29 protein-coding genes are annotated in these 22,559 nt (G+C 30.9%); 2 read left to right on the top strand and 27 right to left on the bottom strand.

What is annotated here, in order from left to right; all coding sequences use genetic code 11:
* Both CQA66_RS08465 and CQA66_RS08460 read left to right on the top strand, forming a co-directional pair.
* Positions 1-499, top strand: a 499-nt coding sequence (locus tag CQA66_RS08465) for a hypothetical protein (RefSeq protein ID WP_220271759.1), incomplete at its 5' end; no start/stop codon positions are given.
* 10 nt (positions 500-509) lie between these two features.
* Positions 510-1,478 (top strand): hypothetical protein, encoded by a 969-nt coding sequence (locus tag CQA66_RS08460; RefSeq protein ID WP_115582651.1) that lies wholly within the window; start codon positions 510-512, stop codon positions 1,476-1,478.
* Positions 1,479-1,700: 222 nt separating this feature from the next.
* Here CQA66_RS08460 and CQA66_RS08455 read toward each other — a convergent pair whose 3' ends face one another.
* The 27 genes from CQA66_RS08455 to CQA66_RS08325 form a co-directional block, all read right to left on the bottom strand.
* Positions 1,701-3,383: a baseplate wedge 1 family protein gene (locus tag CQA66_RS08455; protein WP_115582650.1), complete on the bottom strand. Its 1,683-nt coding sequence runs from the start codon at positions 3,381-3,383 to the stop codon at positions 1,701-1,703.
* Positions 3,383-4,594: a baseplate J/gp47 family protein gene (locus CQA66_RS08450; RefSeq protein ID WP_115582649.1), complete on the bottom strand. Its 1,212-nt coding sequence runs from the start codon at positions 4,592-4,594 to the stop codon at positions 3,383-3,385. Before CQA66_RS08450 ends, CQA66_RS08455 begins: the two co-directional genes overlap by 1 nt.
* Entirely contained in the window at positions 4,587-4,904 is a 318-nt protein-coding gene (locus CQA66_RS08445; RefSeq protein ID WP_115582648.1) for a hypothetical protein, read from the bottom strand. The genes CQA66_RS08450 and CQA66_RS08445 overlap by 8 nt, the downstream gene beginning before the upstream one ends.
* Complete coding sequence (locus CQA66_RS08440; RefSeq protein WP_115582647.1) at positions 4,901-5,632, bottom strand: Gp138 family membrane-puncturing spike protein; 732 nt, start codon at positions 5,630-5,632, stop codon at positions 4,901-4,903. The genes CQA66_RS08445 and CQA66_RS08440 overlap by 4 nt, the downstream gene beginning before the upstream one ends.
* A complete protein-coding gene (locus CQA66_RS08435; RefSeq protein ID WP_115582646.1) occupies positions 5,632-6,465 on the bottom strand; it encodes a phage protein in 834 nt (277 codons plus the stop codon). The genes CQA66_RS08440 and CQA66_RS08435 overlap by 1 nt, the downstream gene beginning before the upstream one ends.
* Positions 6,455-6,751 (bottom strand): phage baseplate plug family protein, encoded by a 297-nt coding sequence (locus tag CQA66_RS08430; RefSeq protein ID WP_115582645.1) that lies wholly within the window; start codon positions 6,749-6,751, stop codon positions 6,455-6,457. The genes CQA66_RS08435 and CQA66_RS08430 overlap by 11 nt, the downstream gene beginning before the upstream one ends.
* Positions 6,751-7,380: a phage baseplate protein gene (locus tag CQA66_RS08425; RefSeq protein ID WP_115582644.1), complete on the bottom strand. Its 630-nt coding sequence runs from the start codon at positions 7,378-7,380 to the stop codon at positions 6,751-6,753. Before CQA66_RS08425 ends, CQA66_RS08430 begins: the two co-directional genes overlap by 1 nt.
* Positions 7,381-8,709 (bottom strand): phage tail tape measure protein, encoded by a 1,329-nt coding sequence (locus CQA66_RS08420; RefSeq protein WP_115582643.1) that lies wholly within the window; start codon positions 8,707-8,709, stop codon positions 7,381-7,383. It lies immediately after the preceding gene.
* Positions 8,710-8,899: 190 nt separating this feature from the next.
* Positions 8,900-9,253 carry a hypothetical protein gene (locus tag CQA66_RS08415; protein ID WP_115582642.1) on the bottom strand — a complete coding sequence of 118 codons (354 nt, stop codon included), beginning with the start codon at positions 9,251-9,253 and terminating at the stop codon, positions 8,900-8,902.
* Between the two features lie 12 nt (positions 9,254-9,265).
* On the bottom strand, positions 9,266-9,661 hold the full coding sequence (locus tag CQA66_RS08410) for a hypothetical protein (RefSeq protein WP_147289225.1): 396 nt from the start codon (positions 9,659-9,661) through the stop codon (positions 9,266-9,268).
* 31 nt (positions 9,662-9,692) lie between these two features.
* Positions 9,693-10,550, bottom strand: coding sequence for a hypothetical protein (locus tag CQA66_RS08405; protein WP_115582640.1), 858 nt, complete (start codon positions 10,548-10,550; stop codon positions 9,693-9,695).
* Positions 10,543-10,779, bottom strand: coding sequence for a DNA adenine methylase (locus CQA66_RS08400; RefSeq protein WP_115582639.1), 237 nt, complete (start codon positions 10,777-10,779; stop codon positions 10,543-10,545). Before CQA66_RS08400 ends, CQA66_RS08405 begins: the two co-directional genes overlap by 8 nt.
* A 9-nt stretch (positions 10,780-10,788) precedes the next feature.
* Positions 10,789-12,879 (bottom strand): DUF3383 family protein, encoded by a 2,091-nt coding sequence (locus tag CQA66_RS08395; RefSeq protein ID WP_115582638.1) that lies wholly within the window; start codon positions 12,877-12,879, stop codon positions 10,789-10,791.
* 12 nt (positions 12,880-12,891) lie between these two features.
* Positions 12,892-13,392: a hypothetical protein gene (locus CQA66_RS08390; protein WP_115582637.1), complete on the bottom strand. Its 501-nt coding sequence runs from the start codon at positions 13,390-13,392 to the stop codon at positions 12,892-12,894.
* Positions 13,385-13,765 (bottom strand): hypothetical protein, encoded by a 381-nt coding sequence (locus CQA66_RS08385; RefSeq protein ID WP_115582636.1) that lies wholly within the window; start codon positions 13,763-13,765, stop codon positions 13,385-13,387. The genes CQA66_RS08390 and CQA66_RS08385 overlap by 8 nt, the downstream gene beginning before the upstream one ends.
* Positions 13,762-14,208, bottom strand: a complete 447-nt coding sequence (locus CQA66_RS08380; protein WP_115582635.1) for a hypothetical protein — start codon at positions 14,206-14,208, stop codon at positions 13,762-13,764. Before CQA66_RS08380 ends, CQA66_RS08385 begins: the two co-directional genes overlap by 4 nt.
* An 8-nt stretch (positions 14,209-14,216) precedes the next feature.
* Positions 14,217-14,933: a DUF4054 domain-containing protein gene (locus CQA66_RS08375; protein ID WP_115582634.1), complete on the bottom strand. Its 717-nt coding sequence runs from the start codon at positions 14,931-14,933 to the stop codon at positions 14,217-14,219.
* Complete coding sequence (locus CQA66_RS08370; protein ID WP_115582633.1) at positions 14,933-15,178, bottom strand: hypothetical protein; 246 nt, start codon at positions 15,176-15,178, stop codon at positions 14,933-14,935. Before CQA66_RS08370 ends, CQA66_RS08375 begins: the two co-directional genes overlap by 1 nt.
* Positions 15,178-16,203, bottom strand: coding sequence for a hypothetical protein (locus tag CQA66_RS08365; RefSeq protein WP_115582632.1), 1,026 nt, complete (start codon positions 16,201-16,203; stop codon positions 15,178-15,180). The genes CQA66_RS08370 and CQA66_RS08365 overlap by 1 nt, the downstream gene beginning before the upstream one ends.
* A 1-nt stretch (position 16,204) precedes the next feature.
* Positions 16,205-16,693, bottom strand: a complete 489-nt coding sequence (locus CQA66_RS08360) for a hypothetical protein (RefSeq protein ID WP_115582631.1) — start codon at positions 16,691-16,693, stop codon at positions 16,205-16,207.
* Positions 16,694-16,695: 2 nt separating this feature from the next.
* The gene (locus CQA66_RS08355) at positions 16,696-18,129 is read right to left on the bottom strand and encodes a DUF2213 domain-containing protein (protein ID WP_115582630.1); all 1,434 of its coding nucleotides are present in this window, start codon (positions 18,127-18,129) and stop codon (positions 16,696-16,698) included.
* On the bottom strand, positions 18,122-19,477 hold the full coding sequence (locus CQA66_RS08350) for an anti-CBASS protein Acb1 family protein (protein WP_115582629.1): 1,356 nt from the start codon (positions 19,475-19,477) through the stop codon (positions 18,122-18,124). The genes CQA66_RS08355 and CQA66_RS08350 overlap by 8 nt, the downstream gene beginning before the upstream one ends.
* 20 nt (positions 19,478-19,497) lie before the next feature.
* Positions 19,498-20,787: a PBSX family phage terminase large subunit gene (locus CQA66_RS08345; protein ID WP_115582628.1), complete on the bottom strand. Its 1,290-nt coding sequence runs from the start codon at positions 20,785-20,787 to the stop codon at positions 19,498-19,500.
* Complete coding sequence (locus CQA66_RS08340; RefSeq protein WP_147289224.1) at positions 20,768-21,322, bottom strand: hypothetical protein; 555 nt, start codon at positions 21,320-21,322, stop codon at positions 20,768-20,770. Before CQA66_RS08340 ends, CQA66_RS08345 begins: the two co-directional genes overlap by 20 nt.
* Positions 21,294-21,809, bottom strand: coding sequence for a DNA methyltransferase (locus tag CQA66_RS09700; RefSeq protein ID WP_115582626.1), 516 nt, complete (start codon positions 21,807-21,809; stop codon positions 21,294-21,296). Before CQA66_RS09700 ends, CQA66_RS08340 begins: the two co-directional genes overlap by 29 nt.
* Positions 21,755-22,102: a site-specific DNA-methyltransferase gene (locus CQA66_RS08330; protein ID WP_115582625.1), complete on the bottom strand. Its 348-nt coding sequence runs from the start codon at positions 22,100-22,102 to the stop codon at positions 21,755-21,757. Before CQA66_RS08330 ends, CQA66_RS09700 begins: the two co-directional genes overlap by 55 nt.
* Positions 22,092-22,544, bottom strand: coding sequence for a hypothetical protein (locus CQA66_RS08325; RefSeq protein ID WP_115582624.1), 453 nt, complete (start codon positions 22,542-22,544; stop codon positions 22,092-22,094). The genes CQA66_RS08330 and CQA66_RS08325 overlap by 11 nt, the downstream gene beginning before the upstream one ends.
* Between the last annotated feature and the right edge of the window lie 15 nt (positions 22,545-22,559).

Raw genomic sequence — 22,559 nt, 5'->3', positions numbered from 1 at the left:
ACCCTTAACATTTGGTAATGCGGGCAATTGTAGTTCGTTATTAATATTTTTATGCTACAATAAAACAAATGAAAATAAAGGGCTTTATTTGGAATGGATACAATTAAGCGAGCATTTACAAAATAACGCAAAATTATACTATGGAATAGATAATTTCCCCCCGCCAGAAAATACGTGCACTTGGAAATTATTATTTCGAAATAGCGATGATGTAAATAGTTGCATGATTGAAAACGGGGATAATGTGGGCATATATATGATTACAGATTCACAAAATTACGATAACGTACCCGCATTAAATGAACACTTTAATAATACATTACTACAAATTTTAATTATGGATATAAGAGAAAAATTTATCTTTGGTAAGATAGATAAACACATCTATAAATTGCTACCTAATAATGTGCTAGAAACTGAAACGCATAATGTAGCACCAATCCGAGCTACAATCATCACTAAAGAAAATTTAGAAACCGAAATACATAAAAATAATTAAAGGTAAAAACATGGCTAAATATATTCAAGTCCCATTCGCACATGAAGGCGATAAGCTTGCATTTCCATTTAAACCAGATGGCAATTCTCCGATTGATTTTTTAAGAGGTTATAATAAATATTATGAATTACCACCTGACGCAGGCGGTGAGTGGATTAACAGAGAAAATTTTAACTATCTCTTAAATATGATAACCGATACCATTCAACAACTACAAAGGGCTACTACCCGTGATTTAGATTTTGATATTTTACAAAATGGCGGCTATAATGTGGGCGAGGGCTGTCTATTAAATTATAACACGTATTCAAGACAATTAATACAAACACCAACTACTTACAATAACACAGAATCAACATATATTCAAAAGATAAGGGTTATTTCACTTATCCCCAATAATACATTAAACCCATATTCAGAGAGCGCATTATTTGATACATGGCTAATTGATGACGGCAATCAAATAGGGTTCGCATATTTTGATTTTATGAATTTACCTGCACCACCTGGCTACATTAGAGTTAATGCAAGTGATATTCTTACGAAACAATTTAGCATGGTTGAATATAAAAGAATTAGAGAATTATTAAAGACTTCACAGATAGGCGATAAAGTTGGGATATTTGTAAAAGAATCAGACGATACGTTTTCACTTCAAGATATAAGGGGTTATCACCCACGTGTGTGGAGTAACGGCAGCGAGGTAGATTCTAATAGAAGTTTTAACGAACTACAATTGCCCGCATTACCAAATGTTAAGGGTGAATCTAAAGCAAGTATGGGAGCGTCTTATTTTGGATATTCTGGGGCTATACGTAATGATGTAGTTTCGGATATTAAGAAAAATTGGAATGCTAATCCTTGGGGTTCTGCGAACGGTTTTTCTATGGATTTAAGCCGCTATTCACCGATTTACAAAGATGGACATAATGAAGTAACAGTGCATAATTTTAGTGTAAACGTGTGTATTAAAGTCTAAATCTTAACTACGATATTAACATTAAAATTATACCCCGCACATCGTTAATATTATCTTTGTATATAGGATTAACATTGCTCGCATTAAATATAACGTTAGCCCGTGAAAACCCACCGCCACCGCTTACATCTGAAGCCGCTACTCTTTGTTAATTAAAGCACCGCTATTATTATTCTCTTGCATAACAAACCAACCAACCTGCCCTGTTATGTTTGGTAATATTTAATAATCAAGGCTAGCTAAAGCTTGCTTATATTGTTCTGTTGTTTGAGTCATTAATTCTTTATAATTGTCGTGTTGTTTAATGTATTCTATATACTCATTGCAATAATTTATTAAATCATTTTCGCTTTTAAAATTATCTTCAAACTCTTTCGGGCAGTTTTTATGATTATAGATTGCTAGCATAATACTTATAAAATCGTCCTCTATTGTTTTTTCTTTTACCTCTGATTTATCATTACTTATATTATTACTTGGTATAAGCTCGCTTAATTTATCTTTGTATTGTGATATGATTTTTCTAGTTTCTCTAATATCATTATTAGCACTCGCCGCATTAAAGTTAATCACTGCTTCAAGTTGGGATACAAAAAAGTCTGCGTTTTGTTCCTTTGTTAAATTGTCTTGAATTAGTAAGAATGATTTATCTATTGCTACATCGTAAGCTTGCATATATAAATCTCTGATTGTAGCTAAATCATCTGTAAATTCATTGTCTGCGTCGTCTTTAGTGAATGAATTGTCTACTTCAATAGTATATAAGTGATTGTCTTCGATTATTTTTTCTACAATCCTTATAACATCTTTCACTTTTTCATTGTAACCTTTTTCTTTGTATCCTTCGTGTTCATTCGCATATAGATTAATCTGTCTTATAACATTATCAAAGCTATAAGCACCGCTAATAGTACCTAAAGAATCAAACGCATTTTTGTATTTATCAAATAATTCATTAAAATCTTGATTACGATTTATGTCAGTTTCAAAGAATAGTATTATTTGATTGTAAAATATATTTAAAGCTGTTTCATAAGTATTATTCTGAAGTACGTACTCTGATTGTGAATTGCTGGGGTCTACCAACAATGTCGCTACAAGATACATAAACTCCGCATATTTATTTAAAATTCTCTTAGTCTTTTTATGCTCTGGTCTCTCAATTATAGCTGGCATAAAATTATAAAATAAATTATATTGTAATGGCTTATAAGCTTGGATTGCATTATGTATAAATCTTTTTTTATCTACTGGCTTAAATATGGATTTATAAAAGTTGGAAAAATCACGTTGACCCGTCTCTTTATAGCGGCTCTGTCCATTAAAACCTATATAGTAAGCTAATGATTCTAAATATCTCGCACCAACCCCTGCTGGTCTTGGTAATATGTCATATTTTTCAATTACATATTTTAACCAATCTGGGATTTCATACCTAAAAATATAAGTAGCGAATTTCATATCATAAGAATCTCTTATAAAAGATGCCCCGCCAAAATTTGAAAATAAATATTCGCAAAAGTCATTAATCTTAGGTAAAGTACAATCTTGGGTAAGTTTTAATGTTAGTGATTTTAAGATAATTCTATATGAATCATCTGAAAGAGCCGTATAAGTAAATTTTTCTACTTTTTTATAGAATTGTAACTTATGAAAGCTATTTTCATAAAAATTAAAATATTTTGATTTTATTTCACCGCTGCTTGCTTCAACAGGTATATATCTAGGAAATCCTAATAATCTCCCCCATAAATCTAACCCGTAATCTGTAGCCGTGTCAAGATTATTTACATGCTCATTTAAGAATGAAATAAGATTAATAGAATGCTTATTGATAACTTTATCTAACTCTTTTAAAAGAGTTTCAATATTCGTTCCTCTGAATTGGTCTTGAATAGTAGCCATTATGTTTTCTTTGCATTCTCTACATATTTTTCTATCTCAATATCTTTATATTCTAACACTGCTTTTTCTTTGAAATCTAATTGTATTATATCTTGATTTTCTATATCATCAGTAATATTATCTATTGTAAGCCGCTGTAATTTCAAGACTACCAAATCCACATGATAAGGTAACTCTATCTGTAATGCCTTGCTATCCGTGAAAATTGTTTGATTGATTTTATTTTTCTTAATTATCTCTATAATCTGATTTTTCAAAGACTCTTCATAATTCTCATTAGCCATGTGCCCGACTGATACAATCATTTTACATCTAAGGTTAAAGTAAATTGGTCTTGAAAACTTTATGATGTATTTTTGATTATCATACTTACCATTAATCAAAACTTCAACATCTCCAAGCATAGCTGGACCAGGATTTCTAACTGCGTAAAGTGCTTCTGCGATTTCTTTTGCGTCTCCGCCTTCAACTACAACCCCCACGGTATGAGGTGTAAAAACTTGGTTTTTATATGTTACGTTAATATTTGTAGAATTATCATAACCCACGCAATCAGTAACACCTGCCACATTATTAACATTGGAAATATAAGACTCAAATAGAGACAATGCGCGATTAAATTGACTTCTCAAGGCACGACCCCATAATCCCTGCTCTATATCATTTCCTTTAGTAGAATCCGCTTTATTTGTAATAGTTTCTATCCCATATTGCGGGGTAAGTATTGTAGTTAAAGTCCCAGCTAAAATTTGATACTCACCTTTTTTAAGGCACGTCATCTCAATCTCTTTTAACCCCAAGCTGTCAATTCTAGTTTCACCTGTTGAATTTATAAACTCCAAATCCCCACTTAAAGCCTTAAAATTTGCGGGGATTATAGTGTTTGGTTTTCCTGTGATTGTGGCTTTAACTACGCATGCTGAGGCTGGTTTTCTACTAACACCGAAAAATGTTTTTGCATTAATATCCTCTGTAAAATCAAAACCACCATTAAAATTACTATTCACATTTTCAAGTATAGCATTGCTACATTCAACTATTTTTTCTGTGAAATAAGCTATTATCTGTCCTTGCGGGGTATCAACAGAATCAACGTTTAGATTTGGGAATGCAACTTTAAAAGCGGCTTTCACATCCTTTAAAATCTCGTCTGTGTCGCTATATTTTAACCCCTCATTTGTCATTTTTAGTAATGGATATTCGCTAGACATTTAAGGTCTCCCCCGCTTGAGTAAGTATTTGGAAATTAACAATATTGCCATCATTGTCAGTATTAATTAATATATCTTGCACGTCTTCAATTTTCTTACACTCCTCTTTCATTCTACTCTGTATATTATATGTATTATTTTGGATATAACTTATAAAATCAAACCCCTCTTCGCTATCAAAGGGATTTTCACCCACTATCATCCCTATTTTAGTTTTAATGTCTTGTAAAATTCTTTTTTTGTTATCAACTTCAAAAAATGAATATCCATACACTAAATTATTTTTAGAATCCAACTCGAAACTTGTCATTTTACAATTCCTTTTATTTGTTGAATAAATGCTTGCTTGCCCGCATTATAAGCTGCTGGGTTACTACTTGCCCCCGTTAAGCCATTGCTTAGTAAGTCCATCATACTAATTAAGTGCTCACAAACATTTAATAACGACCCCATGCTATTACTAATCTCTATCGGTTCAGTCTGTGAATTTTTCAATGTAGAATTTTTAGATTCAATATTTACACTATCCTCTGATATTTCGATTTTGCTGTCTTTATGTGTTATATTTATCCCATCATCACTAATTATTATCTTTGTATCATCTTTATATTCAATCATGAAATTTTCTTGTATATCTTTGGTGTTAAATAAAGAAAATGGGATAAAAATAGAATCTGTTATATCAAATTTACGTGCGCTGTTTGGAATGCTGCGACCCCCGCTTTGTTTGAAATTACTTATATCCCCCTGTGCTACAACACACAACCCTATATCGCCCACTTCAAGTGGTAGTGATATTTTACAATTATTTACGTGTGGAAAGCACACTAAAACATTGTTAATTATGGGATAATCTATTGGTTTTCCTTGAAACATGTATTTATTCGTATTTATAACACTTACGAATTTTTCATTTATCTCTGTTACCTCAGCAATAAAACACGTATTAATTTGTCTTACTCGGTTGTCAATTAATTTTTCAATCATAGCTGGCGTGCTTGCTAAATCTTGAATATCATAACCTGTATAATCATTCATTATAAGCCCTTTAATCCCTGTATTTCAGTAAAAAACTGATTATCATAGTTGCTGCCCCTATGTGTTAATGCTGCGACTTCATAGCTGCGATTCAACATAGGAAATTTTTCAAATTTGCAAGTTAAAATCGTTCCTACTTGAATACTTGGTCTTAGTAACGTTACAAAATCACAACCAACCGACGTGGGCTTTGGGTTACCAATTAACCCGCTATCGTTACTTATCATAATCCCTTGTTTTTGACTTGGTTTATTTTTATCACTGACAAATAACACGCCGTTTTCAATCCATGCTTTTACATTGTAGTCTTTTGCGAATAGTTTAAATTGTTGGCTTGCACTGCCAATAAATGAATAATCACCTATAACTTTGTCAGTAGCAGCGAAATCTAAAGTGTAGCCGTATCCGTCTGCGATTGTCTGCGCTATATCTCTTAATTTAGCTTCTTTGATTGATATAGGTTCGCGCTTGGTAGTAACTTTATAATAACCTGCGCTCGCTTGCAAATCTAAAACAAAGTCTGCGTTGTCAAGATTAGGTTTAGCTTCAATTATAGCCCCGCTAAAAATGATGCCATAATCTGATTCATACCCGGCTTGCAATATAATTTTATTCATTTTAGCTGTGCCATTATCATAATCAAATTTTGTAGATAAATTCTGAATATCTTTTAAATTAAGTCCGATTATAGATATTTGCGCTATGTCTATTGAATCAACTGCCTTTTTTACATTAAAGGTTACTTTGATGTTATTTTTTTCACTTGTGTGTTCATATACTTTTATGTCGCTATCAATTTCAAGCGTAAGTTTTAATTTTCTCTTAAACAGCATAGAATAATTTCGCTTTTGTTCCTAAGTCTAAATAACTAAAAATTTCATTATCACAAATAAACATTAAAACAAAGTTAGGTATTTTATAATTAAATGGCTCCATTAAATTATAGTTAGCCTTACAATTCATACCTAAAAAAATTGCTTTGTCGTCATTATATAAATCCATTACTAAGATTTTGCTTAATTGCTTTAATCTTATAGTTAAATTCAAAGATAATTCACTTACTGAAACTTGAAAACTCTGATTTGGGAGAGTGGTTAAAGGTATTCTATATATATTCATTAAAACGCTCGAATTGAATTTTTTATCCCGTCTTTAACATATTGTACTGCATTTTCTTTACTACCAAAAAATGAATGCGCAATGCTCTCATATTCCCCGTCCTCTATTTGTTGAACTGGGTCTACTTTGCCATTTTGTACCTTGCTCGCATTTTGTGGTTTTTTAGGAATCTTGGTGTATGAAATAAAACCTGTCTTAGCTTCAACTGAACGTATCTCAATAAATGATAAATCATAAATAACACCGCTTACATTATCAGTGGTCTCGCTATAATTTGCACTCGTCCATCTCATATTCTCATAGGTATAGCTAAGCGTTACTATACTAAAACCTTTTTTGTCTAAATTTCCTTTTTCTAAATAATCTTTGAATTTACTTACATCATCATATTTTACACTAAGCTTACAATGCAAGGACGTATTTCCAATTATTACGTTATCAGTAATCACGGAGTTATTATCTAATGGCATTAATGGGACTTCAGAATTTTGATTAAATGTTAATTCCAAGCATAAAAAAGGAAGTTCTCCACTCGCACACGTAATTTTATAAATGCTATCTTTATGTAGCATAGCATTAATTTTATCCCCTATCTTATTTTTAAATAATATAGTATCAGATAAACCCATTTAATACCCCGCTGCGCTACTACTCTTTAAAGCTGTGGCTAATTCTTTGTTAGTATCATTTGCGAGTTGCTTGGGGTTATTTGTAACGATATTTTGATTAATAGATACATTGTTATTATTATTTGTGTTGTTGTTTGTAGTGTTTGAATTATTAATGTTTTTATTTGAGATTGGGGCTTTTTGTACATCGTCCTCTGATATAAAACCTATTTTTTTACCGAACCACTTACCTATGTTAGCCCCTATCTCTTTAACATCGCTTAATAATTTATCAAGTGTAAGATTTTCGAAATATTCTTTTATTGTTTCTACTGTTCCACATATCCAATCCCATAAATCCTTTAATTTTTCAACAACACCCCTTAAAGTTTCGTTGCTTTCAATCCATTTACCTATTAAAGACTTACCACCTCTGAAATAAGTTACTATATCATCTATTACCAATAAAATAGCGATTATAATTACAATAACTAGATTAAATGGCGCGAACATCGCTTTTGAAGCTACACTAATTGCTATCATTGTGATTTTAATCCCAACTAGAATCCCCGCAACTATTCCTAAAATCTTAACTATTTGCCAACCATTGCGATTAAGTATTTTAATAAATGCTGTGAATATTGAATGCACTTTTTTCATGATTGGCATTAAAGCATTTAGTAAAACCATGCTAATTTTCTCAAAAAAGAATTTCACATCTTTTAACATATTGCTAAAATCTTTGCCGCTTTGTATCTCTTCTTTAGTGATATTTCCTAAGCTACTTTGTGATTTATAAAGATCATCCACGCCCTTTTTACCTTGCATTAAAAGACGTATTGTAGCGTCGCTTAATCCCAACTTTTGACCCAAAGCTAAAGCCGCTTGCTTATTCATTTTAGACATTTTATCGGCGAGTTCAGACATAGCCTGTCTTGTATTTTGTAAGCGTCCGCCTTGATTAGACATTATTTTCCCATACTCTAACGTGGCGTCTACCAAAGCCCCCTCGCCCTTAGTAGCTTGGTAAAATGCTGTATTAAGATTTTTTAAATCATTCATAGCATCGCTAGCACTGCCGCCAAATTTACCTAGAATATCTCCCAAGTTTTTAGCATCGTCTGCGGCTATCCCTGTCAAGTCCGCGAAGTTTTGTAACTCTTCTCCCATCTTAGCTGCTGCATTTATTGCAACTGCGCCGCCTAATGCTGCTCCTATGAGCCCCGCTACCTTGCTTACATTATTAGCTAAATCATTAAAGCCACCGCTAGCTTTTTTAAGCCCGTCCATTAAAGGCGATATCTTTGCATTAAAAGAAACTATAAATTCTTTTAAAACGTTGCCTGCCATTAAAATCTACCTTTAATTTTATTTATTTCGCGATTGATTTTAAGATTCATATACTCTTCATAGTTAGCGTGGTTATGTATTAGATAAGTCATTAAGGCATTGTAAAAATCCATATCGCACACCTTACCATAATCGCCGCAACCTTGCAATACTAAGCTTGCTATTATGCTATTACAAGGATATTTAACCTTTATCTTTGTATCTGTTTCAAAGTGTTTAATCCTTTGATAGAGTTCAAAAAAGGGGATAGGTAATCCATGAAATAAGTAACTATTTCAAGTGATACAAGCGGGCTTTTAAAAAATAATGCAAGGCTATCTATATCCCCCACATTTTTATAACTGCTGCCGCTAGCGTCCTGTGTTTCTACTTGCAACTTAGATATAATTAATTCCAAGCTATCTTTACTAAATTTAGCAATATCTACATTTTCATTATTCTTTATACACCCCAACAAAGATTCAGTTACTTTTATGCCCTCCCTTGCTGTTAATGGTAAGAATTTAACATTTAAGTTTTCTATTTTATAAGTTTTATTTTCCATTAATTACACCTATTATAATTTTCTTTCGTGAAATGCAATAATATAATTGCTATCTTGGTATTTAGTGTTATCCACACTACTGCCCGCTGGTACACTTGTAGCTATTCCTTGAGTATAAACCTCTGGAATTGGTATAGCAAGATTTAAAACCGTCATTTGAATACGTGGCGCGCTTTTGTATTTAAATCCTTTTCTACCAACTTCATCCCCACAAACACGTTTTAGTAATCTATCTAAGATAGAGTTATTCATAAGTGATAAAGTACATATATAGCTAGCATTTTTAATTATATCCACAGGCTTATTATCTGGTGTAATATATCGCTCCGCTATTTCCCTGTCTGTCCACTGAAGTGGTGTCTCCCCAAAATATTCAACCGCTGCGACAGGAAACCCCTCTACTAACATTGATATACTTAAAGCATTCGCACTTATATTATTAAGAACCATTTATAACCTCTTTAATCGGAATGTAAAGTTTTTCTATTGTCGGTTTATTTGATAAATTATTTTTATTAACACTTAATATACACTTAAATTTATCTTCTGGCATATAATACTCACTACAAAACACATTATAACCTTGTTTTGATAAATATAAAGCATAATCATAATATAAATTATAGTTAATTGTATTAATATAACCTTTTGAATTATAATAAGGCGGGTCTAAATATATTATTGTTTCTTTTGGCGGTGTAGTTATCTCTACATCTTGAAAACTCTTATTTGTTAAAATCATTGGATAAGGCTTAATATTCTCTAATAATATAATTCTATTTAGACAATCAAAACCTTTCGTAACTATCTTTAAATTTTCAAGTCTTGATATTCCAACTTTTTTAACATCTAATTTTACTTTTTGTTTTAATATATTAAATAAATCAACCTGTCTTATCTCTAATAATTCTTTATATCCGAATAAATCGTTTTTTTTATATAAATTTAATGCTTGTAATTTTTTATGTAAATCAAGACATATGAATTTCCTAACCCTCCAATTATCTACATGAGATAAAACATTTAAATAAATATCTTGTAGTAATGTGGTGTTATAAAAATCGCTTAGATATTCTAAACTTTTTTTATCGTTAAACATCACTAAATTATATGTATTTTCAAATAATAAATCCAATTCTTTTCTACATAAATAACAATCTAAAAAATTTCCATAGCTATAAACCAATTTCACAAAATATTTATAAATGCTATCTTTACAATCACTGATTCTCAAAAAATCCTTGCGATTAACAAAATTATAAAAAGATTTTTCAAATTCGATACTCTTTTTATTCATGAGATATTTTAAAAAAAAAACAATCAGTATTTAGTTCATTATAAGTTACCTTATAACCATTATGCGCGGCTAAGATACTCATACAACCGCCACCGCCAAATAAATCATAAAAATATTTTGCATTAGGTGCTAATTCATTTATTCTCTGAAATAATTTAAAACAAATTTTTCTCTTACTACCAAGATAAGGCATCCCAACATTTATTTTTTCTAATTTTCTACTTAACAATCATAAACCTTAAATAAATAGACTTGATATTTTAACTCTATCCCCAGCTACATTCATAATATAAATTAATTGAAATTCACTAGTAACTGAATTAGTAATTTCATTTACACTATTTTTTATAAATTGAATTACATAGCCATTATTTAAACACGAAGTAAAATTATCTTGATTGCCATTTAAAGCTTTTTGCAAGGCTATTTTTTCACTACCTGTTAAAATTGGATTAGCGATAATAATGCCCGCCGATACAAAGTTTTCGCATTGATTAGTTGCTGTATCAAGTAGTAATCTTATATCTGTTTGACTTCGGACGCCCACAATATTACTATTTGAGATAAATCCAAACATGGCTTTTTCAATATTGAATTTTACGAAACTATTCCAAACATAACTATTTGCTGTCTTGAAAATATCGCCGCATATTTTACCCTCGCCATAGTAAACGTTTCGTTCCCCAAAATCACCGACCGCAAAGATTCCATTAGCTCGGTTTTTGTTTAAGTTAGTTATTTGTCTTTGTTTATAAATGGTGTTTTCACTATCATACTTTGTAGCTGGGATAAAGTTTAATGATATAACACTATTAGGTTGTGTTAAATCCAAGCTTGCTATAAATCCCTGTGTAATTTCATTTAGATTTAATGTTTCAAGTGGATTAAAATTAATGATTATCCCGTCATATCCATTAATACTAGCAAAAGGATTTTCTGTTCCTATTAATCGTTTATCATGCTTGCCAATCACACCCAAATAACGACCTTTAGTTGCTGATATAGCTGCGCTAAAATCTCGCATATCTTGTTTATCTAAATCAAACAATGCACTTATACTATAAAAATCTCCATTACTTGAAATAATATTATTCACGGCTTCAATAAATGTTTCTTTGTCTTTACCTTGTATGATTGTAGCTCCGTCTATATCTCTCATCTTTAAAAGCGGCGATAAATCAACATCGCTCGCACCACTTGTAATATATCCAACCATGCTACTTTTACCAACAACCCCGCTTTGTAATTCAAAACCGCTAGTGATAGAATTAAAAATAAATTTCGCATTCTTAAATCCTAAATCCTCTTTTACTTCCAAATTTATATTGCTATTTTCTGTTTCTTTGGTGTCGCTAATATTTTCAATTGTAGAATTGTCCGTATTGATAACTTGCGTTAAATTATCTTGTGTAGATTCATCTTGATTAATTTCGTTTTCATTTTGATTTTCATGCGTATCTTCGCTTTCATTGTTATTTATATCCGTGTTAGTTGACATAGATTCATTTTCTACACTCTCGCTACTATCTTGTTTTTCTATTTCATTGCTAGTTTCTGATTGATTGTTTTCGCTCGAATTATTTACATCTTGAATAGAGTCTAACACAGCATTAGCGGGCATATTTGATTGAGTAGATTCATTTTGTGAAGTAGTATTTTCAGTTTCTAATACCTCGCTAGTATTCTCTGTATTATTGTCTTGTATTGTAGTGTCTTGTTGATTAGTATTCTCTTCGCTTGTATTTTCAACTTCATTTTCTGAATTATTAGTTTGATTATCTTCGGTGTTTTCTACTTCTGAATTTATATCTTGATTAACATTATCTTTTACTATTTCAGTATTAGTGTTAGTTGGTTCTGTCGGGGCAATCGTTTCATTGCTAGTTCCTAATTCGTTAATTGCTGTTTGAATGGCAGTTGCTATATCAGTAAAAGAAACCTTATCGGTTAAGTCTACTTTTACTTGTTTTTCAACCCCACCTATATTAACTCCAAAACTACCTTTTTGTTTAAGTGTTGATATATCGAATTGTTGAGTTCCTTTTAAACTTGCTGGCATATCATTTTCATACAAATTATAAAATGTAAGTATTTCGGGGAAATTTCCATTTTTATTTTGAAAACTAAAAAAGTTCTCTGTAAATGTTTTTTCATTCGAATTAATGCCATAGTAAGAAATTGCATCATCGACATTATATAATTCGATTATATCTTTTTGTATTTGTGTAGGTTTAGTAATTACTATCGCATTTAATCGACTTATACTACTTGCAACTTTTAATTTTGCACCCGTGAAATTCACAAAAAAGCTATAAGGTAAAGAGTTCATGAAAACCTCCCATTAAATAAAATCAGTGTCTATTTTAATATTTCCTATCTCAATATTTGATATATCAACACGACCTAAGATAACAAAGTTAACCGTCATTGTAGCACGTGTAATCCACTGCTTATTCTCATGTAAATAAGTATCATTAGTTAAAGTATCTACAATTCTCAACACTTCAAGATTGAAATTATTGTTTCTACAAAAATGTATAAAATTATCGGAGTTTAAATGTATATTTATCTCTGATAATAATTCAAAAGGTGTATGATTTAATGTATTTATTTTCTCGGATATTATCATATATTGATTTATAAAATGTTGATATAGAGAATCTTGCAACACGTTATTAACATATTGTTTTGTCTTTGATTGCGTGCTTAAGATATTGGAATTAACAAATTGCCAACTAATATAACCATTCCTTAAATCTATCGGCGACTCTTGATAGGGATAACGTAACTGATAATCTTTGACTTTATCCTTTAAGAAAAAATATAACGCTTTATTAATCACTTGCTGCACCTTGACAAACTGCCTCTATTATCACCCATCCATTTAAAGACCAATCCTCTCTATAATATACTTTGTAAATTTTATTATTATATATAATGCTTGCACTTGTAAAATTATTCTCTAACGCACTTGCAACTATTTTAATATCACTACCTAAAATGTAAAATCGCAAGCACTCAAAAGAATCAGTATAAGTTTCAAAGGCTTTAACCTCGCTCGGTTTTAATTGTTGAATATTTGCTACCGTAACAATCTCAACACTCTTTTTAATATCTATACCATTAAATAGTTCACTTGTCTCATTCCTTATTGTTATCATTTTGCTCGGATATAGTGAACCTACTTGAGAAATTGCTTTTGCTAAGATATTCATTTAACTAACCTGTAAGTAACTGATTTGCGCATTAACCCCGTATCTATAAGTGGGTTGGTTGATTTTTTTTCTTTAATAGTTTTTTCTTTGTTTGGGGGCTCTTTTAATTGTGTGATAGACTCTTGAATATCACTTACAATAACATTGCCCAACATATCTAAGCACTGATTAATATTCAATTCATTTTTTCTATTTTTCTTTAACATATCACTTAACATAAAAAACCACTTATTAGTATTCTTTGCTACGCATTTACTAAAAAAAGGACGTGCTGGGATATTAGCTGTTCCAAAGTTATTATAATAAGCAACTGCTGCGACTTGTGTGCCGTCTTGATATTTAGCACTTGATAAAAACCCCGCTTCAATTCCTTTAATATCTGATTTTTTCAAGGCTTTTTTTAGCTCTTTTTCAAGTGATTTAATGTTTATATTGTGTTTCATGTGAAACCTTAATTTATTAATGTAGCACTGCCAATAACGCTACGAATTGTTAAAAATTCTAACCCGTATTTAGTAGACCCAAAAAACTGGCTCCAATATGAATTATTGGTTACTTGACTAAGAGATACTGATACCCCACCTATACTAGCACTATTTACTACGCCGCTACCCCCACTTGTAACACTACCTAAATTATCGGCTATGAGATAATGCGCTATGATTAAAAAAGCTATTTGCTTATTTCTACAATTATTTAAATTCCTTACAAAAGAATATATACATTTTAATTTCTCATATAAAGAATCTATTCTTTCAGTGCTAGTGTCTTTAAACTCTGGAAAGAATTTTTTAAATTCACTTGCAAGCTCTGAATCGTCTTGTTTCTGATTAATACCTAGAAAGTATTCAATCCGTGAAATAATATAATCTTGGAATTTCAAAATATCATCAATATTATTTTCAGTTATAGTTTCACATGAAACACTACAAACACAAAAGAAAATTATATTGTGAAGTAAATCGTTATCTTGAGAATGCTCGATAACTTTTATTAAATTAGTGTGTTTTAGCTGTGTATCATTATCTATATAATAATTTAATGCAATCAAACCGCTTTCGCTTTCAATAAATTTATTGTTAAGACAATTCTTAGAAAAACGATTGATAAACAATTCTTTTTCTAAATTAGCTTGCTCGAATTTAATCACTAAATCATTGTATAGCATTAATCTTTCTCTTGCTTGGGACGTCCACGCTTTTTATCTGTGTTTTCATTGTCATTATTTTTAATGTTTTCATGCTCGATTATGATTACTTTATTATTAATCATATCTTTAAATATTTGGTTATCTTTAATAGCTTGGTATTCACTATCACTTAAAATAGTTTCTTTGTTACCTTTTAAAGTGATAGTGTTTAAGATAGTTGGGATTTTTAGCCCGACTTTATCAAGTATCTTTATTTTAAACATTATCTATTACCATCCGCTACAACACCCCTCGCTATATTTTGGGGTTTAATCACAACCGCACCACCGTGCCCTATGCTTATGTTTTGACTTATATGTGTTTCTTTTTGAGATACTCTACTCATTAATGCAAGCTCTGAATATGGAAGTAATACACTTCGTTTTTCAGTGCTACCATCATCAGGCGTCTCAGCTATCAATAACATAACGCTTTTATTTTGATATGCACCCTTAAACTCATTAACATTAATGACTATCTCTAAATTCGGGTAATTTTCTTTTAGATAAGTTTTAAGAGATTTTTGCATTTTACCCTCTAATTTCAATAATGCGCTTAATGCGGGGCTTAATGCAAGCTTCATAATAGTATCGTCCCCTATGTGGTTATTTTGAGTTTGTAATTCTCCGATTAGTGTTTGTATATCTGATAACATATCATCATAGGTAGGCGAGCTTAATTTTGTCTTAAGTGTAACATATTCACTTAAATCGGGGAAGTCTAGGATGCCATAGACTCTATTATCTTCACCGCCTGTCCCAAAGAATGCGGTTTTATTCCAAGCTTCAAGTAAAATATTTAACGCGCCGCCCATAGCTTTTTGTATTTCATTTACACCAACTCTACTAAGCTGCTCGCTTTCTAAATCACCTACTCTGATATTTATAGAATCTCTTATTTGTTTTGTCTTTAAAATTCTTACATTCATTGCAAGCGAATTAGGATTTACAAAATCATTATAAGAGCTTGGTTCACCCGCATATTGAATAATAGGTGTTTCTATATCATCGCTTGAAAATTCCATTAATCTCACACGTTCCCCGACTATCTCTTCAATCTTAAGCTTTTGAAAAACCATATCAATAATTTTATTGTTCACTTGAGATAATGCGCTACCTAAGCCTACGTCTACATTCTGAAGTGCATAGCCGCCATCCAAGATTCTCGCGCCTACGTTTTGTCTCTCTAAAAAATTAAAGTAGCCTTTTGGGTTAGCTTGTTGATAAAATTTAATTAAAGATTGATTCATATTAAGCCCTTTTAATGTAGATTAACCCGGGTTCTTTACCGCTATTTGATTGTATGACTTTGTAGCCCGTGAATTTGACTGTATCACTTGAAACTTGCGCTTTATTAGCATTAAATACCAATGACCCATCCGATTTAGTAATTCCTATAAAATCGTCTTTATTGCAAGTAACGCCGTCTTGTATATTCATTCCATATATAGCTAAATTGCTTATATCAATTTGCACTTTATCCCCCGCTTCAAAGCTATTTCCATTTTTACATAAGTTATATTTATATCCTTGAAATGGGATAAATCCAATTACTTCACCATCGCCCTTCTGCCCCACACATTCATTAGGATTATTTGACTTGCAAGCAAAAGTTCCTATTGCAACAGGACTTGTATTATCCACACTGTCGCTTACAATGTAATCAGTATCTAGTAATTCATATCCTCTTACAAAGTAACCATTTGCACCTGCTGGCGCATTACCTATAATACTGCTCATATTTAGCTCCTCGCTTTAATTATTTCACCAGGGATAACGTAATCTGTTTTAATTTCGTTATTCACTTTTTTACTGTCCATTATCTTATCTTGTGTTTTTTCAAGTGTTTTATAGCAAGCTATAAATGCACTTTTAGAATCTTTGACTTTACCTACATTAATGCCATTTTGCAAGGATAACATTTTTAACCCGTAATCGTAAATCTCATTCACGCTTTTACGCTTGCCTTTGGAATTATAAGGGCTAAATTTGCCAACTATATTACTTACGCTGTCATAAGCCTCGATAAATTCGCTCTCGTCTTTTTCTAGTTGCTCTTTTATCTCTTCAGTTATCTCTTCTTTGATAGCTTCAATATCTATATTGTCTTTTGTTTCTTCTGAAGTTTCGGTTTCATTATCTTTACATTCTGAATCTTTGGTTTCTTTGTCTTGCTCTTCTGAGTCTTTAGCACCAAGCACTTTTTTAAGTTCTTCGCTTATCACAGACCTAATTATGCTCTCTAAGTCTTGATTAACATTATCGTCTTGTGTTTTGTCTTCTGTGTTTTCAGTTTCTGAATCTTGAGTTGGATTATAAGCGATATTTCTCAATATCTCATAAGCCGATTCAATATCATCATCTTTTAATTCTTTAAGCTTTTTAAATTCTACTTGCTTGTCAATATTGGTTTCTATATCTTGGAAATCAAAAGGTATATTCTCTGATATTTCCAAAACTTTTAAGATTTTCTCATCATGACCACCCTCGAAATCAGAATCGCTTTTTTTTACAATCTCTAAAGCCTCTTTGACTTTTTCTATTACCTCGTCAGGTATAGAATCTTTCGCATGAATACCTTTAATTTTCATAAAACTATTAAAGGAATTTAATAAGTTTTTATATCCCATTTTAAAAGCCTCCCTATATTTATTTTTGCTATCATGGACTATTAAGCTACTATCTCTTGGAATTTTACATAATGCCAAGTGATTAATCTCTGTAACCACTTGCTTATATTGATAATCTATTCCTTCATGAGTACCATCCTCTTTTATTAAATCTTGAGTAAAGCCTGCCGATAACTTATCTCGAATGCCGTTCATTATATCTTGTATAGCGTCTTTATTTGTGATTGTCAATAAGTCCGCTATGATACAACCGCTATCTTTATCAAAGGTAATATTACTACCAATATTTCCTACTACCCTGTCTGGGTTGTCTTTTATACTTATCCATTCATGTTCCAAAGTAATCGGCTTATTTGCAAAAGACTTATAAACTTTTTCTAGCTCATCTTTTGGGCGATACACTTTATAAATCTTATCATCATTTAAACCTATTTCATTACCTACATATTCAAACACGCCGCTCTTCATTATAGCGTTATCTTTGATATATAAAAATTCATTGGAATCTATATAACGATTTTCTGATATTGAAAAAATATTATTCATAATTTATTCCATAGTCTTTATTATCAAAATCAACATTTATTAAGTCCAAATCGTTCTCTTGTATAGCTTTACCTGCCTCTGATTCTGATATTATACCGCTTTGTGTAAGCTTAGAGAAATAATCTGCCTTAAGATTATAAGCCTCTATCTTGTCTTTTTCTGTGCGATAACCAATAGCATTAAATCTAATATCTATCGTTATTTTATCAAAGATTTTTAAATCAAAGGCTAAAATCTTTTTAATACACTCAATCATAAGAGGTTTAACCTTTGATTGGTATTGTGATATAAGTTCGTAATAATGTATTAAATCAGATTCACCTGTTGCATTAAAACCTCTCGGGCTAATACCCATTAAACGTGTAGCTGGGATACCGCTCGCCGCTACTACTAATTCATAGCACTGGCTCGTAATATTATCTAAGCCCGCAACCGACGTTGTTAATGTTTGTAGCTCTTCGTTTTCACTTAATAGCAATGTACTAAAATTATTCTTAGTAGCATTATTATACTTTATCCTACCTAGATACTCTTCGCTTGAAATATTTTCACTAGTAGTTTTAATATAATCAGTTTTAAATCTCAACATTAATTCAGATAAAGCATTACGTATTGTCTCGGCGTTTTGTGTATAATCTTGCATTAATTGAGTTAGTGAAATGCCTAGATAATTAAATAATGGTTTGATTAAGCTAGGTATCTCAAAGAAAACCAAAGGTAAAAGACGTGTAGAATTAACTGCACCAACACCACCTATAAACCACTCGCTGGGGTTCATATAATTTTTATATATTGGCATGTTAGTATTAACTCTACTCGCGCTTACGTTGTCTGGCTCTACCACACAAAAGCCGCTTAATTGGTTTAAGCTCGCACATTCGAAATCGTTGCTTATTGGTAATTCGTATCTTGAATTAATATCAATATAAAGCAATGCGCCGCCAAACCTAAGAGACGTTACTATTAGATTTTGTATAACATTGTCTAAGTCATAATATTTAATGCGTTCATTCAACTTACTTTTAATATCTATCGCTAAATCTTTGTTATCACATTCAATTATTAAATCGTAGCCATGTGAAACCATATCATAGGATAAAGCCATTATACTTTTATTAATTAAAGTGTCTAAGGACATTGCTGCACATTGTCTATAATCAAGTCTCTTAAGTATAAATTCGTTATATTGCATTAAAGCATTATTACTTCCTATATTCGCAACTTGATTAATCCAAGAATCAAACACTTTACTAGTCTGTTCATGATAGACTAGAGGCGTGTAATTTAATTCTTTTTTGCGATGTATAAGTTTATCTATATGTTGCAACAAATAATCGAATGTTTTCATGTATTTATTATAGCATAATTTTAATAATTAAATAGTTTTTTTGACAAAGCTGCGTAATTTGGTTTTGAATTGTAATTATTATAATAGTCAAGTCCATACACTATACAATCTACTATGTCGTCGTGTTCGTGTTTCATATCCCCCCTAAACTCTGATAATTCATTTAAGGTTATATCTACCCATGAATTTAAGCTATCTTTTTGTAATGGTATTCTAAGAATATTAATCAAGTGTAAAACTTTATGTAATCTAGCAACTTTGTCAGTATTTGGTTTCACTGATTTAATGTTAAAATTTGTTAGTTTTCTCAACTCTTGGATAAGAGAAATACCGCTTGATTTTTCCTCTATAATAATCACATTTACACTTCTCTTATAAGTCTCTATGCAATAATTATACATATATTTTAAGTTTTCACTTAACTCTCCAAACTCCCACTTACCTCGCATGATTCTTAAAATATGTAATTCATTATCTAACATCCCAAATAAAGCTATCACAGAATAATCTGAATATGTAGTTTTATTATAAGCTGTATCCATAGTTATATAAATTCTTTTGTAATTGTATTTTATAGCATTGTCATACATTCCTATTTTTGTAATATCGATTAAGGTAGCTTGCTCTTGCTTTGTATCGCCTTCCCATATATGTCTGTAAACATGTCTAGGTTTAGTATTTAAATCTTGTATCCTGTCTAGTTCCATTTCACGGGGAAAAAATGGATTGTCTTTATAATTAATCTTGATTGTTTTAAAATAATCGTTATTACACCGATTTAATACATATTGAGAATAAACATAATCTGTTTTGTTTTGCGGGTTAAAAGTAAGTATTATCTGTGCTTTAATATCTTTTGTAAAATTCTCAAATTCTCTAACTCTTACGCTTGGAATTAACACTTCCATCACTTCGTTTTCTATCTTATGACACTCTTCAAACCAAAAGTAATTTGCATTATAAACACTTCGGATATTATCAACAGTGATTTTACTAACACCTACAAAGATAATATTACTACCATTACTAAAACTTATTTTATTGCTACTTTTGCTATATATCAATTCACTTAAATTATATTGTTTAATTTTCGTGTTAAAAACATTTACCAGTGAATTGTCTTTTGATTCTTTTATATTCCTAGCACAGTAAAAATTAATGTTAGATTTTGTTATACATTGTAGTAGCGCGTAATCCGAAATCGCTTCAGTTTTACCGCCACCACGTCCGCCATAAAAGCATAGTATCCTATATAGTGATAATTTACCATTAAATAAATCTTTAAACTTGCTACTTATCCTTATGTTCATTGCATTCTACGATTTCCAACATAACATTAAAAGGCTTATGCTCGTGGTTATTTTTTCTTTGCTCTTTGTTAATATTTATTTGCTGTGCTATGGCTGGGGGTTTAGGTATCACTTGGAGAACATCGTTCATATCCCTAAATGCACTCGTGATATTTTTAATATCTTTTGAATCTACATCACCGTCCAAAATCTTACTACTTGCTTTAACTACTTTTTCAAAGATAACATTAAAATCATTTGCGAACTTGGGATTTTGTTTTTTGACAATATCGAATATTTCATCAACAAGTAAAGTCGGGTTCACTATTTGTAAATTATCATCATTAGCGATTTTAGATACTTCAGAGAAACCTCTCTTAAAATCTGATATTGCATTATGTGCTTCGGTGATAATCTTTACATTATGTTTTTTTATATAATTATTGATAGCACTTTTACGAACGTTATATTCTTTTGCTAGCTCTTCAACACTATATAAACCTGTCTGGTATTTAGTCATTATGTGTTCATAAGGTATCGAATAGAGTTCGCTCATTGTTGTTTCTCAAAGAATAATTATTTATCAAATCATTATAACGTTTAATTGTTAATTCTATATATTCTGGCTCTTTTTCTATGCCAAAACATACATGGTTATTTAATTCGGATGCTATTAACGTTGTCCCGCTTCCTATGAATGTATCTAATACAATACTTTTTTCTGATAAATACATATTAAATAATTTATTACATAATTCTAATGGAAAGCAAGAGTTATGCTTGCGATTTTGGGTTCCAAAACTACTAACTTGTATGTAGTTTTTATACCCGTCTTTAAAATTTGTTAGATATTGTTTTGTAGTTTTACTCATAGCAAAGATAAATTCGCAACGTCTACTTAAGATAGTTGGTTTATGAAATGGCAATGATATACATTTATCCCATATAATAGTATCTTGGACTTTAAAGACATTATCTTTAGAAAAGATTATATTACCATAATCGTCTCTTGATTTTTTATTGTATGAAACATTCCAAAGTATCGTATGTTTTTTTTTACAAAATGACTAATATTATTTAATGTATTAATACAAAAATTATAATAGTCTTGCTTTGTTAAATTGTCTTGATATTTATTTAAATATAATCCATTATCTAAAATTTTACTTTTTGCAAGCAATTTAGGTGCTAGAATTCCTGCGTTATATGGCGGGCTTGTTAAAACTAAATCGACCTTAGTGTCTTGCAATAATTTTTTATAAGTTTGTATATCAGTAGAATCCGCGCATATAATGGTATGCCTACCTAACTTTATAATATCTCCGCTACAAATCATTATCGCTGTCCCTATGCTCTTCAAATCCTGTTTCTTTTGTGTGAAAATGCGCTATATTTTTCATTGAATACATATCGCCACTACTTGTAATTGCACTTTCTTTTTTGTGCCCTTGTTTTATAATTCCTCTTTTAGTGCCGTGCATCATCGCGGTTCGTTTTGTTGTTGATTCATACATTGGATTAGGCTCACATCTAGGCGTTAAGCAGGCGTCTTTTGCGTCCCAACCCGCATAAATTCTACTCATAACAGTTTTATAAGATATTTGTATATCATGTTTATTTAAAAAATCTCTTATAGTCATGCCGTCTATTGTGTGCCTTACAAAACGATTTTTACAATATATATAATCGTTAAGTTGTTTATAATCTTCATCCTCAACATATAAACCTATGCCTTGTTGCATTGCAACTCTTGCTTTCTCAAAACTAATCTTTTTCATAATCTAATCCTTACT

Source organism: Helicobacter aurati (assembly GCF_003364265.1).
In the GTDB taxonomy this organism is placed as follows: Bacteria; Campylobacterota; Campylobacteria; order Campylobacterales; family Helicobacteraceae; genus Helicobacter_A; species Helicobacter_A aurati.
Note: the sequence above shows the minus strand (reverse complement) of the source record. Positions and strands in the feature narration are given on the sequence as shown.

Excerpts from the sequence above, each read along its gene's own strand:
- CQA66_RS08420 (WP_115582643.1), bottom strand. The coding sequence starts at position 8,709 with ATGGCAGGCAACGTTTTAAAAGAATTTATAGTTTCTTTTAATGCAAAG.
- CQA66_RS08340 (WP_147289224.1), bottom strand. The coding sequence starts at position 21,322 with ATGAGCGAACTCTATTCGATACCTTATGAACACATAATGACTAAATAC.
- CQA66_RS08425 (WP_115582644.1), bottom strand. The coding sequence starts at position 7,380 with ATGGGTTTATCTGATACTATATTATTTAAAAATAAGATAGGGGATAAA.
- CQA66_RS08405 (WP_115582640.1), bottom strand. The coding sequence starts at position 10,550 with ATGAATAAAAAGAGTATCGAATTTGAAAAATCTTTTTATAATTTTGTT.
- CQA66_RS08415 (WP_115582642.1), bottom strand. The coding sequence starts at position 9,253 with ATGGAAAATAAAACTTATAAAATAGAAAACTTAAATGTTAAATTCTTA.
- CQA66_RS08445 (WP_115582648.1), bottom strand. The coding sequence starts at position 4,904 with ATGACAAGTTTCGAGTTGGATTCTAAAAATAATTTAGTGTATGGATAT.
- CQA66_RS08345 (WP_115582628.1), bottom strand. The coding sequence starts at position 20,787 with ATGAACATAAGGATAAGTAGCAAGTTTAAAGATTTATTTAATGGTAAA.
- CQA66_RS08360 (WP_115582631.1), bottom strand. The coding sequence starts at position 16,693 with ATGAGCAGTATTATAGGTAATGCGCCAGCAGGTGCAAATGGTTACTTT.
- CQA66_RS08410 (WP_147289225.1), bottom strand. The coding sequence starts at position 9,661 with ATGTTAGTAGAGGGGTTTCCTGTCGCAGCGGTTGAATATTTTGGGGAG.
- CQA66_RS08380 (WP_115582635.1), bottom strand. The coding sequence starts at position 14,208 with ATGAAACACAATATAAACATTAAATCACTTGAAAAAGAGCTAAAAAAA.
- CQA66_RS08355 (WP_115582630.1), bottom strand. The coding sequence starts at position 18,129 with ATGAATAATATTTTTTCAATATCAGAAAATCGTTATATAGATTCCAAT.
- CQA66_RS08435 (WP_115582646.1), bottom strand. The coding sequence starts at position 6,465 with ATGCTGTTTAAGAGAAAATTAAAACTTACGCTTGAAATTGATAGCGAC.
- CQA66_RS08375 (WP_115582634.1), bottom strand. The coding sequence starts at position 14,933 with ATGCTATACAATGATTTAGTGATTAAATTCGAGCAAGCTAATTTAGAA.
- CQA66_RS08430 (WP_115582645.1), bottom strand. The coding sequence starts at position 6,751 with ATGAATATATATAGAATACCTTTAACCACTCTCCCAAATCAGAGTTTT.
- CQA66_RS08385 (WP_115582636.1), bottom strand. The coding sequence starts at position 13,765 with ATGAATATCTTAGCAAAAGCAATTTCTCAAGTAGGTTCACTATATCCG.
- CQA66_RS08325 (WP_115582624.1), bottom strand. The coding sequence starts at position 22,544 with ATGAAAAAGATTAGTTTTGAGAAAGCAAGAGTTGCAATGCAACAAGGC.
- CQA66_RS08370 (WP_115582633.1), bottom strand. The coding sequence starts at position 15,178 with ATGTTTAAAATAAAGATACTTGATAAAGTCGGGCTAAAAATCCCAACT.
- CQA66_RS08330 (WP_115582625.1), bottom strand. The coding sequence starts at position 22,102 with ATGATTTGTAGCGGAGATATTATAAAGTTAGGTAGGCATACCATTATA.
- CQA66_RS08440 (WP_115582647.1), bottom strand. The coding sequence starts at position 5,632 with ATGAATGATTATACAGGTTATGATATTCAAGATTTAGCAAGCACGCCA.
- CQA66_RS08450 (WP_115582649.1), bottom strand. The coding sequence starts at position 4,594 with ATGTCTAGCGAATATCCATTACTAAAAATGACAAATGAGGGGTTAAAA.
- CQA66_RS08395 (WP_115582638.1), bottom strand. The coding sequence starts at position 12,879 with ATGAACTCTTTACCTTATAGCTTTTTTGTGAATTTCACGGGTGCAAAA.
- CQA66_RS08350 (WP_115582629.1), bottom strand. The coding sequence starts at position 19,477 with ATGAAAACATTCGATTATTTGTTGCAACATATAGATAAACTTATACAT.
- CQA66_RS08455 (WP_115582650.1), bottom strand. The coding sequence starts at position 3,383 with ATGGCTACTATTCAAGACCAATTCAGAGGAACGAATATTGAAACTCTT.
- CQA66_RS08365 (WP_115582632.1), bottom strand. The coding sequence starts at position 16,203 with ATGAATCAATCTTTAATTAAATTTTATCAACAAGCTAACCCAAAAGGC.
- CQA66_RS08460 (WP_115582651.1), top strand. The coding sequence starts at position 510 with ATGGCTAAATATATTCAAGTCCCATTCGCACATGAAGGCGATAAGCTT.